Origin of the sequence: Brumimicrobium sp. (assembly GCA_023957385.1) — a bacterium.
Lineage (GTDB): Bacteria > Bacteroidota > Bacteroidia > Flavobacteriales_D > Crocinitomicaceae > Brumimicrobium.
In genome coordinates, this window is sequence record JAMLGZ010000001.1 from 2,455,522 (window position 1) to 2,467,274 (window position 11,753).

The 11,753-nt window shown below is 35.2% G+C and carries 11 protein-coding genes; 5 read left to right on the top strand and 6 right to left on the bottom strand.

The features are described 5' to 3' along the window. Positions 1-3 precede the first annotated feature (3 nt). The 3 genes from M9897_10720 to M9897_10730 form a co-directional block, all read right to left on the bottom strand. Positions 4-1,626, bottom strand: coding sequence for an ATP-binding cassette domain-containing protein (locus tag M9897_10720; protein MCO5269352.1), 1,623 nt, complete (start codon positions 1,624-1,626; stop codon positions 4-6). 53 nt (positions 1,627-1,679) lie between these two features. Beyond that, a complete protein-coding gene (locus M9897_10725) occupies positions 1,680-3,191 on the bottom strand; it encodes a DEAD/DEAH box helicase family protein (GenBank protein ID MCO5269353.1) in 1,512 nt (503 codons plus the stop codon). 240 nt (positions 3,192-3,431) lie between these two features. Continuing rightward, a complete protein-coding gene (locus M9897_10730; protein MCO5269354.1) occupies positions 3,432-3,812 on the bottom strand; it encodes a hypothetical protein in 381 nt (126 codons plus the stop codon). 163 nt (positions 3,813-3,975) lie between these two features. On the opposite strand from M9897_10730, the gene thyA reads away from it, so the two are divergent. Genes thyA through M9897_10750 form a run of 4 tightly spaced genes read left to right on the top strand, consistent with a single transcriptional unit; the run spans position 3,976 to position 8,161 of the window. After that, positions 3,976-4,857, top strand: coding sequence for a thymidylate synthase (gene thyA, locus M9897_10735; protein ID MCO5269355.1), 882 nt, complete (start codon positions 3,976-3,978; stop codon positions 4,855-4,857). A gap of 2 nt (positions 4,858-4,859) precedes the next feature. After that, positions 4,860-5,360 (top strand): dihydrofolate reductase, encoded by a 501-nt coding sequence (locus tag M9897_10740; protein ID MCO5269356.1) that lies wholly within the window; start codon positions 4,860-4,862, stop codon positions 5,358-5,360. Positions 5,361-5,362: 2 nt separating this feature from the next. After that, complete coding sequence (locus M9897_10745; protein MCO5269357.1) at positions 5,363-7,480, top strand: DNA topoisomerase 3; 2,118 nt, start codon at positions 5,363-5,365, stop codon at positions 7,478-7,480. A gap of 6 nt (positions 7,481-7,486) precedes the next feature. Beyond that, on the top strand, positions 7,487-8,161 hold the full coding sequence (locus M9897_10750) for a hypothetical protein (protein ID MCO5269358.1): 675 nt from the start codon (positions 7,487-7,489) through the stop codon (positions 8,159-8,161). Position 8,162: 1 nt separating this feature from the next. Here the strand turns inward: M9897_10750 and M9897_10755 are convergent, their stop codons facing one another. The 3 genes from M9897_10755 to M9897_10765 form a co-directional block, all read right to left on the bottom strand. Next, positions 8,163-9,095, bottom strand: coding sequence for a formylglycine-generating enzyme family protein (locus M9897_10755; GenBank protein MCO5269359.1), 933 nt, complete (start codon positions 9,093-9,095; stop codon positions 8,163-8,165). Further along, positions 9,067-10,653: a sulfatase-like hydrolase/transferase gene (locus tag M9897_10760; protein ID MCO5269360.1), complete on the bottom strand. Its 1,587-nt coding sequence runs from the start codon at positions 10,651-10,653 to the stop codon at positions 9,067-9,069. The genes M9897_10755 and M9897_10760 overlap by 29 nt, the downstream gene beginning before the upstream one ends. 107 nt (positions 10,654-10,760) lie before the next feature. Continuing rightward, positions 10,761-11,327 carry a caspase family protein gene (locus tag M9897_10765; GenBank protein ID MCO5269361.1) on the bottom strand — a complete coding sequence of 189 codons (567 nt, stop codon included), beginning with the start codon at positions 11,325-11,327 and terminating at the stop codon, positions 10,761-10,763. Between the two features lie 227 nt (positions 11,328-11,554). On the opposite strand from M9897_10765, the gene M9897_10770 reads away from it, so the two are divergent. Continuing rightward, positions 11,555-11,713 (top strand): T9SS type A sorting domain-containing protein, encoded by a 159-nt coding sequence (locus M9897_10770; GenBank protein ID MCO5269362.1) that lies wholly within the window; start codon positions 11,555-11,557, stop codon positions 11,711-11,713. Positions 11,714-11,753: the final 40 nt, after the last annotated feature.

The window sequence follows — 11,753 nt, forward strand, 5'->3', positions numbered from 1 at the left end:
GATTTAAGCATATAATGCTTCTTGTTGTTGGATTATTTTCTCATCATTAAGGTAATCATCATAAGACATTAATTTATCGATAATTCCATTTGGAGTTAATTCAATAATACGGTTAGCTACTGTGTTTACCAACTCGTGGTCATGTGATGTGAACAAAATAATTCCTTGAAAATCTTTCATACCGTTGTTTAAGGCTGTAATAGATTCCAAATCCAAGTGATTGGTAGGTTCGTCCATCATCAATAAATTAGCTCTCATCATCATTTGTCGAGACAACATACATCTCACCTTCTCTCCTCCAGACAGTACAGTTGCACTTTTTAAAGCTTCTTCACCAGAGAACAACATTCTTCCTAAGAAACCACGTAAGTTCACTTCTTCTCTTTCTTCATCTGTTTTTGCATATTGACGTAACCAATCCATCAAGTTAATTTTCTCTTGAAAGAAAGTACTATTATCTGTTGGTAAATAAGAAGTAGTAATCGTTGTTCCAAAAGTAAAGTTACCCGTTTTAGGTTTTACATGCCCATTTAGAACTTCGAATAAACCAGTAATTGCCTTAGAGTTCTTAGAAAGAAATACAATTTTATCATTTCTTCCAACATTGATATTTACATCAGAAAACAACAATTCCCCATCTTGTTCGTAAGATAAATTGTTGATATGTAAAACTTGGTCACCAGCATCTCTCTCTTGTTCAAAAAAGATTCCTGGATATCTTCTAGAAGAAGGTTGAATCTCATCCAAATCCAATTTTTCTAATAACTTTCTTCTACTGGTAGCTTGTTTTGACTTGGAGGCGTTCGCTGAGAAACGAGAAATAAAATCTTGCAATTCTTTTTTCTTATCTTCTGATTTCTTCTTTTTATCGGCTAACTGACGTGCTGCTAACTGAGAGGACTGATACCAGAAAGTATAATTTCCCGTAAATAGCTTAATTTTAGAATAATCTATATCACAAATATGTGTACACACAGTATCTAAAAAGTGACGGTCGTGAGACACTACAATCACCGTATTTTTAAAATCCAATAAGAAATCTTCTAACCAATCTATGGTCTTAATATCTAAGTCGTTGGTAGGCTCATCCAAGATAAGTAAATCGGGGTTACCAAACAAAGCTTGTGCTAATAAAACACGAACCTTCTGGTCATTTGGCATATCCTTCATCAATGTATAATGCTTAGATTCATCAATTCCAAGATTAGAAAGCATGGTTGCAGCATCTGCTTCTGCATTCCAGCCTTCCATATCCGCAAATTCAGCTTCTAATTCTGAAGCTCGGATACCATCTTCCTCTGAAAAGTCAGGTTTTGCATACAAAGCATCCTTTTCTTGCATGATTTCAAATAAGCGATGATGACCTTTAATCACAGTCATAAGTACTTCAAAATCGTCAAATGCATGGTGATCTTGTTGAAGCACAGCCATTCGTTTTCCAGGTTCAAGTTCCACCTTTCCTTTGGTCGGATCCTGATCACCGGTTAAGATTTTCAAGAATGTTGATTTACCTGCGCCATTTGCACCAATCACACCATAACAGTTTCCATGAAGAAATTTTAAATTTACCTCATCAAACAAAATACGTTTCCCAAATTGCAGGGTTAAATTATTGACTGTAATCATATTAATCTAAAATTTTGGCAAAGATAGTTCTTTTATTTGTATTATTAGGATGGTTATTCGTCATCAAGGGACATCCGTAATTTTTGTCTCAATTGTCTGTTATAAGATTCTAATAAATACGCAAAGTAATTCTTCGTGCTTTTTGCTATACACTTTGTGTATTGTTTCAATCGGTGTTCTATATGTTCTTGGATAGCCTCTTGTAATTCTAAACCATCATAAAAGTTGGTACATTTAGAACAGATGGCATGAAAGTGATTATCTACAGAGTCATCAATAGCTAATTTTCCCTTTTCTCCTTTTTCAATATAATTCTCATATACTTCTTTCATACTAAATTGAGACAGAATTTCCATATCAATTTTATCTTGTATATGTCGAGGTAATTCATAGTCCGTTTCAAACAACAGGTCTTCTTGTTCAGAGATACGTGATTCCAAGAATCTATCCGGATACATAAAAGCATCTTGCCAGTTAATGTAATCTTGCCAGATTCCAAAACGACGTACATTGTTTCCTAGGTCAATTAATTTAAAAGTATCTTTATTAGGCAATCTTCTAGAACCCCTACCAATCATTTGATGATATAGCGTTAAAGAACGAGTTGCTCTATTTAAAATAATTGTCTCAACTGTTGGTTCATCAAATCCTGTAGTTAAGATTCCAACAGAAGTCAAAATAGCATCTGGAGTTTCCTTAAACCAAGCGAGTACATCTTTTCTATCTCTATCGGAGAATGTACTATCTAAATGTTTGATTTTAAACCCTCTCTTTTGGAACGTTTCAGCAACACGTAAACTCGTTTCAATTCCAGAATTAAAAATAAGTGTTTTCGTTTTCACGGCAACTTCTTCATAGGCAAACAAAAGTTTTTCCTGCATAAAAAAGTTACCATAGACCATTTCCGAACTACTTACCGTAAAATCTCCGTTAGATCCAATTTTTAACCCATGCAGATTCACATCATACGTGTAGGTTTCCGCATTTGATAAATATCCTTTTTCTATAAGTGAAGAAATACTTTCCCCAATTTTTAGTTTATTGTAATGATCGTTTAGGGGCAAAGCTTTATTAGAACTCAAGGGAGTAGCGGTAACACCCAAAATATTAGCTTCTTTATAATATTGAAATATCTTTCTAAAACTATTGTAGTGTGCTTCATCTACAATAACTAATCCCACCCCATCAATGAAATTCTGATTATCCTGAAGACGATTATTCAGGGTTTCAACCATAGCTATAAAACATTCAAATTCTCCTTGATCTTCAAGTGATTTTACATCGCTATTTATAATCTTGTTTTTTACACCAATAGCATGTAATTGTTTAGACGTCTGAACAGAAAGTTCAATCCTGTGAGTGAGAATTAATATTTTCTTTTTCCATATTTCAATATATTTTTTGGCTATCTCAGAAAAAATAACTGTTTTACCACCTCCTGTAGGGAGTTGATATAATAAATTAAAGTCAGGATTCTTTCCTTTAAATTCTTCAATAATCTCCTCTACTGTCTCTTTTTGAAATGGATATAATTTCTTAGGTTCAAAAAGGGCTTCGTCTATCATACTTCTATTCTTCAAAATTGGGCAACAAAAGTACGCTCTTTTTAATGAAAAAAAAAATATTCTGTAATTTAATTAAAAAACCCGTTGGAAAGTTGAAAGTGGAAAGTGGATAGTGGAAAGTGGAAAGTTGAAAGTGGAAAGTTGAATGCTGATAGCTATCGATAGGAAAGTTGAAAATTTTTATTTCAAATCAAACTCTATATAACCTAACTTTCCATTCTCCACTAAAAAGTATGTGTATTACTTCTTTTTCAAGAAAATTATGCTCGGTTCTGGTTTGATGGGTTCTCGAATAAGGCGAGTCCCTTTTTTCCACAGTTTCCAATCTTCGGTAATTCCATTATCTAATTTCACTTTCAGGGAAAGATACATTTTAGTTTCCGCCACAATATCATACGTTCCAGATATTTTTTGTTGTTGCGTGGTGAGCCACAATTTACCATTATCCAACAATAGTTCATAGGTGGATTTTTTTACTTCAACGGTAACTCCATTTGCAGTAATATCATATGATTCTTGCGTTCCCTCATAATTTCCAAGGTATTTTTTAGGGATAAGACCTTTACTATTTCCACACGCATAGCCTAGTAGAATAAGTATTATAAATATGATATTTTTCACAGCAAAATAATTTTGATACGAAGATAGTGCTTTTTTATGAGTATGCTTTATACCCTGCGAAAAGAGATCTTCTAACTTTTCAAAAGTTATCCACTTTTGATATTTCGTCTTTATTATCTCCTAAAAAAGCCGTAATTTAGCGCTCCGAACAACAAAAAAAAACATGGAACAATATCACAAACTTTTACAACATATACTCGATAATGGAGTGGATAGAGGCGATAGAACAGGAACGGGTACTCGCTCTGTTTTTGGATATCAAATGCGATTTGATTTAAGTAAGGGATTCCCCATGATGACCACCAAGAAATTACACCTTAAATCAATCATACATGAGCTTTTATGGTTTATTGCAGGTGACACTAATATACAATATTTAACTCAAAATCAAGTGCGCATCTGGGATGAATGGCCTTTTGAAATTTACAAGAAAAGTACTGAATATCAAGGTGAAAGTATTCGTGAATTTGCAGAAAGAGTTGCCAATGACACTGCTTTTGCAAAGAAATGGGGAAATTTAGGTCCTGTATATGGACACCAATGGCGCTCTTGGCCAGATGGCAATGGTGGTACTATTGACCAAATCACACAGTTGGTTCATGGAATCAAAAATAATCCAAATTCAAGAAGACATATTGTAAGTGCCTGGAATGTAGCTGATGTCGATAAAATGGCTCTTCCTCCATGTCACTGTTTGTTTCAGTTTTTTGTTGCCGAAGGTAAATTGAGTTGCCAACTTTATCAACGTTCTGCGGATACTTTCTTAGGTGTTCCGTTTAATATTGCGAGTTATGCCGTATTTACCATGATGTTAGCTCAAGTATGTGGCCTCGAACCAGGTGATTTTGTACATACTTTTGGAGATGTTCACTTGTATTCAAATCATTTTGAGCAAGCTAAATTACAATTGACACGTACTCCACGCACTTTACCAACTATGAAAATCAATCCGAATGTAAAGGATATTTTTTCCTTTAAATTTGAAGATTTTGAATTGGTAAATTATGATCCTTATCCACATATTAAAGCAGAAGTAGCAGTATAAATATGAAGTATATAATCATTGTGGCTATTGGTCAACATAGAGAAATTGGGAAAGACAATAACCTACCTTGGCATTTACCGAGGGACATGCAGTTCTTTAAGGAAACGACTAGCGGACATGTCGTAATGATGGGACGAAAAAATTGGGAATCTATCCCCGAAAAATTCCGACCACTTCCTAATCGAAAAAATATAGTTCTTACCCGAAATAAAGCATATCAAGCAGAGGGAGTTGTAGTTATCCATGACTGGAGTGAACTGGACCAATACCTAGAAGAAGATAAAATCTGTTTTATTACAGGGGGAGCAGAAATATTTAAACAAGCACTAGACTTAGGAAAAGTGGACGAAATGTACATCACACACATAGATGCTACCTTTGAAGGATCTGACGTATTCTTCCCTTTTGTAAATTGGGAGGATTGGAATGAAGAAGAAATTTTAACTTATACTAAAGACGAAAGAAACGCGTATTCGTTTACCATTAAAAAGTATGCGAAATAACTATGAAAGTTTGTATTGCGGAGAAACCAAGTGTTGCCGGAGATATTGCTAAAATAATTGGTGCTAATCAACGGAAAGATGGCTATTACGAAGGTAATGGCTATCAAGTCACATGGACCTTTGGGCATTTATGCACTCTGAAAGAGCCACACGATTATCTGGATAAATGGAAATACTGGGATTTAAGGGAGCTCCCCATGATTCCTTCTAAATTTGGAATTAAACTCATCGCAAATCAAGGAGTTGAAAAACAATTCAGAGTCATAGAACGATTACTACATTCTGCTGATGAAATCATAAATTGTGGGGATGCCGGGCAAGAGGGAGAAGTTATACAGCGTTGGGTATATCACAAAGCAAAGGCAACTGCTCCTACCAAACGTTTGTGGATTAGCTCCTTGACAGAAGAGGCAATCAAAGAAGGTTTTAACAACTTAAAAGATGCCTCTAAATACGACAATTTATATGCCGCTGGAAGTACGCGTGCTATTGGTGATTGGATTCTGGGAATGAACGCCACACGTCTATTTACAAAAAAATTCGCACAACAAAAACAAGTATTATCTATTGGTCGGGTACAAACTCCTACCCTAGCCATGATCGTCAACAGACAATTAGAAATAGACAACTTCAAACCAGAAGATTACTGGGAGTTGAGAACCATATACCGAGAAACAGAATTTAATAGTGTACTTGGAAAGATACAAAAGAAGGAGAAAGCTGAGTATGCACTTAGCAAAATAAAAGAAGAGGAATTTGAAATTACTTCTTTTGAACAAAAGGAAGGAACAGAAAAACCCCCACATCTCTTTGATTTAACTTCTTTACAAGTTAATGCCAACCGGAAATATGGCTTTTCAGCAGACATGACGCTAAAATTGATTCAAGGTTTATACGAGAAAAAATTGGTTACTTACCCACGTGTGGACACTACTTATTTGCCTGATGATATGTACCCGAAGATTCCGGATATTCTAAAAAACTTGGATTACTATCAGGAATTGACACAGCCGCTTTTAGCAGAAAAAATCAAAAAGAGCAATCAAGTATTCAATAATAAGAAAGTAACCGACCACCATGCCATAATTCCTACAGGTGTAAAAATGAGTGGGGTAAGTCCAGATGAACAGAAGATATATGACATGGTGGTACGACAGTTCTTGGCAGCTTTTTACCCTGATTGCAAAGTGAGTAACACCACTGTTTTGGGAGAAGTGCTGAAATTAGAATTTAAAGCCACTGGAAAGCAAATTCTATCACCTGGTTGGCGTGTGGTTTTTCCTAAGACTAAATCCAGTGAAGAGGAAAAGAAAGAGGGAGAAGAAAATATTATGCCTGTGTTTGTGAAAGGTGAAAAAGGAAAACATGAACCTCGTGTGGATCAGAAACAAACTACTCCACCCAAACCTTATACAGAAGCGACTTTGTTACGAGCCATGGAAACCGCTGGAAAACAAGTAAAAGATGAAGAGACTCGTGAATTGATGAAAGATAATGGCATCGGGCGACCATCTACGAGAGCCAACATCATTGAAACGCTTTTCCGAAGAAAATATATTCAACGAAAGGGAAAATCTATTGAGGCAACTGAGACTGGTATCGATTTGATACGTGTAATAGAAAATGAAACTTTGAAATCTCCCGAATTAACAGGAGATTGGGAGCGTAAATTACGACTTATCGAAAAAGGTGAGTACCAACCTGAACAGTTTAAAAAGGAATTAATTGAAATGGTAGTGGATTTAACCAATGAAGTATTGTTTAATTCACATCATAAAAATGTTCGGATTATTGAAGATAAGCCAAAAGAAGAAAAAGCCAAAAAAACAACTAAGAAGCAAGAATTGGATTTAAATTCAATCACGTGTCCAAGTTGCAAAAATACAGGGTTTATCAAAGGAAAGTCAGCTTATGGTTGTGCTAATTATAAAAACGGTTGCAAACTGATTATTCCGTTTGAATTCTTAGGAAAGAAGCTTACTGATAAACAATTATCTGACTTATTAATCAAAAATGAAACATCTGTTATCAAAGGGTTCATCATACTGGGAAGCAATGAAAAAAAGGATGGAAAACTTACTCTGACTCCAGATTTTAATATAACTTTAACTGAGAAATAAAAAAATATGAAACGCTTTATCCCACTTCTGATTTCCATTTCCATTTTAGCTGGATTAATATACTACCACAAAGATATCGTGTACTGGTGTATCAACGCCAAGCTTTCTTTTTCTATGTCTATGATGCTACCTTATTCACTTGAATTAGCCGCCATTGTAGCTATTGTAGTAAGCATAAATAGATTGTTTTTAAAAAATGTAAGTCACAACATCCGTCGCTTGGTGAGTTTAGCTGTTTTGCTCATAGCCGGCGGGATTGCTTTTGCTATGCATCCCATCTATGATGGTGATTTTAACAACACATACCGAAAAATTTATTACTCAGGTGAGTACGAAAATGAATTTAGAAAAGGATTAAATATGGTGGTTTTACCCGGCTGCCCTTTTTGCCACATGCGCTTAAATGAAATGAATAAGCTGAAAGAATTATATCCTGCTTTACCAATAACCGTGTTAGTTGTGCATGAAGATACTTTGGCGTTACAAGATTATAAGGAAAATAGCGGTGCGGGAATTGAAGTAAACTTCTTATCTCAAGATGTTGTAAGAATTCTTCATATTGATAGTTATCCTACGATTTTTTATAAAGAAGAAGTAGGAGACAAAGATATGAAGATGTGGGACAACAATGGTTTTGGTAGTGCCGCTTGGGATTATGTATTGGATGAAGAAGATTTATAAACTATTTCTTCCCTTTTACACACCGAAATCCGATATGAGAAAAAGTCATCTCAACAGAGGAACGCATACGCATTCCTAATGCATAACCGCGACACGAATTCTCTGCACATAAGAAAGAACCTCCACGAATAACCTTTGTTTCCTCGTTTTGAAAATAGGGATCAAAACCTGTTGGAACTAGCGGTTTATAAGATAGAATTTTAGACTCACTCGCATAGTGATACGCATGTGCATGGTAGGAATCTAAACACCACTCCCATACATTTCCTTGCATATCATAAAGTCCAAGTTTGCCCGCAGGGTAATTACCTACAGGTGCTGCCTCCATAAAACCATCTGATAAAGTATTTTCGTACGGGAAATTCCCTTGCCAATTATTAAATTGCGTAACTTCTCCATTTTGTCGAGCCGCATATTCCCACTCCACCTCCGTTGGCAAACGCATCTCCAACCACGCACAATAAGCACACGCATCTTCGTATGCGATATGTATGGCAGGATAATTTTCTTTTCCTTGAATAGAAGAATTTGCTCCTTGTGGATGCTTCCAATTCGCTCCTCCCGTAAATTCCCACCAAGGTGAATTTTCCAGTTCGGTCGAATCTTTTGGAAAATCTAGTTGAAAAACAAAAGAACCTCCATTTTTCTCCGCTAAGGTTTGATAATTCGTTGCAGCTACAAATTGAGCAAACTGTGCGTTGGTAACTTCATTTTTTTGTATTTGAAAACTATAAACCTTTACTTGCAACAAAGGTTGTGCATCTTCAAAATTGGCATTACCTATTGTGGTTTTCCCTCCTTTAATTTTTACTAATTCTCCGAGATTATCTAAAGGAGTATATGTTTGACCATAAAAATCATACGATATTAAAAAACATACACCTATGAAAATGATACGAAACATATTATACGGCCCAACGATAGATTTTACCATTAATTTCTACCTCATAATTCATGATACGAGGCCAATACATACGAGGCATTAAATTTTTCCAAGTTGTTAACTGAGCTTTTAATTTTTCAATTTCCTCCTGATTATTCGATAGGTTATTTTTCTCGTAAGGATCTGTTTTGAGATTATATAAGTCAACTGTATTGTCCAAATCGTTAATGATTAACTTGTAATTTCCCACGCGAATAGCAGAATTATAATCCGAATACCAATAGATAGCTTCTCGCTGTCTTTCCAATTCTATCGAATCCCCTAAAAAACAATTACTCAATGAAACCCCATCATACTCCCGATCTGTAGGCATCTTAGAATGTGTAAAATCTGCTATGGTTGGAAAAATATCTAACAAACTGACCGGTTGACTAATTTCTAAATGTTCTTTGATGGCACTCGGACAAGACATCATAAACGGAATATTAACTCCTCCTTCAAATAAGGTGAATTTACCCGCATTAAGAGGTTCATTATTCACCGTACCCGAGTACAAAGCCGCGCCATTGTCACTTGTGAAAATGATAAGCGTGTTTTCATATTGATTGGTTCTTTTTAGATAATCAACTAAATCACCAATAGCATTGTCCAGTGCAACAATCATCGCATAATACACACGCTTATTATGCTCAGATATATGGTCTAGTTTATCATAAATATCCTTTGGAGCTTGATAGGGAGTATGCGGCGCATTTACAGGTAAAAACACAAAGAATGGTTGTTCATTCTTTTCGCCAATAAATTCTTTAGCTTTTCGGAAGAAAGCATAAGTCAAATATTCTTTTTCTTCCACCTCTACTCCATTTTCAAAGATGGCACATGCACCTTTTCTTCCACCTTTCCAAATCACTTTATCCGTAAATTCTTTGATGCGTGCATTGACAATAGTTGGATCTTTCGGATCTGCAAATAAAGAATAGGCCTCATTAAAGCCATAGCGATAGTCAAAGCCAAAATATTCAGGTAACAAAGGTGCATTGTAGCCCAAATGCCATTTTCCACAAAGTGCCGTGCGATATCCATTCATCTTTAGCATTTCGGCGATCGTAATTTCAGATTGGGGTAAACCCATCTTTGATTTATTCTCTTTATTGGGATATTTCGCCCAGCCTTCCGGATGTAAGGAATTAGTATTAATTAAATTACGGAATGCCCATAACTCAAACTTATTCTTTGGATAGCGTTGATGAGGTTGTACGTGAAAGCCAAAACGCTGTTGATACCTCCCTGTAATAAATCCAGCACGCGACGGACTACAAACAGCTGCCGTTGCATAACCAGCATTAAATAAAATCCCACTTTGAGCAATGGCATCAATATTTGGCGTCTGGATGTACGGATTACCGTATATAGAAAGGTCAAATTTACCCATATCGTCCGCGACAATCAGGATTACATTTTTTTGAGCTGTATTTGTTTTATTTTCTACAGTCAAATAATACTGCTTCCCCTCATATAAAGCAGAATCAAAGGGCACTGGTGGGTAATATTTTTGAGCAGAACTCATTTCTACTAAAAACAAGAATAGGATAAGTAGTTTCCAATGCATACGGCAAATGTAATAGAAAATGATTTTGAAAAGTCGAAATTAACTCACTAATTTTTGACAGAGAATAAGCCTAATTACTTTGCTCTTTCATAAACTTAGAAAGCTTCTTATTCTTTGATAATACGTGCAATATCAAAAGAGCGACAAGCATCAATGATTAACAGTACTTGTACCCCATTCTGGTACATAGGTGCAATAAAATTTCGTTTTACTTGTAACATTGGAATACCACCCGACATAAAAATATTGGCCGTATTAAACTCCTGAATAGTATTATAGGAAAGTAAATATGCATCATTATTTCCAACTGATATTCCATGTCCTGCAAAGTAGATAATCGCTCTATCTCCTGGTTTTACTTTATCGTATAACCAAGTCATTCCATTTTCTAGGATATCTCCATTCTTAGCATGGTTATTTAACAGTAAACGAATGTTCTCTTTTGGAATATTTGCGCCCCATTCTCCCGATAAGAAGTCTTCCATTGCCAAGGCATCTTGATCAGCAAATTGAAGAGATTGTAAGTTTTCATAATCAGAAATCCCAATGATGAGTGCATAGGTATTCTTAATTTCATCTTCATGAGTAGGCACAGCCCGCGAGCCTCTATCCCCCTGTGCAAACGTCAGAACTGCAATTGTGCAAAAAACAATAAATAGGAGAAAATTTCTCATGTAAGACTGCATTAATTATCCAAATTTACAAAATTTCAGGGAAGTGCTTGCATAAATAATGCCTAAGAAAGTAAATCGTAGATAGTTAGAAGATTTGATAACAGTTTAGAGGATGCTTTAGAGTCTCTCGTCTTTTTAAATTTAGGCATTTAGAATGTTAAAAAGGGAAAGATTTATAAGATAAATTAAATATTCATGTAGAAAATCAAAAAGTTCAGAGTATTGAATTGATAAACACTTTAGGGGAGGTTATTACAAATGAACTTCCAACTCCATCTTCAGATAATAATTATGTGATTGACGTGAGAGATTATGAGAAAGGTATTTATTGGTTAAGAGTTCAAACTGAGAGTGAGAACTTTACTCAAAAAATAATAATAAATTAATTGTAGATTAAAAAAATAAATTTATTAAGGGTGTTTGAAT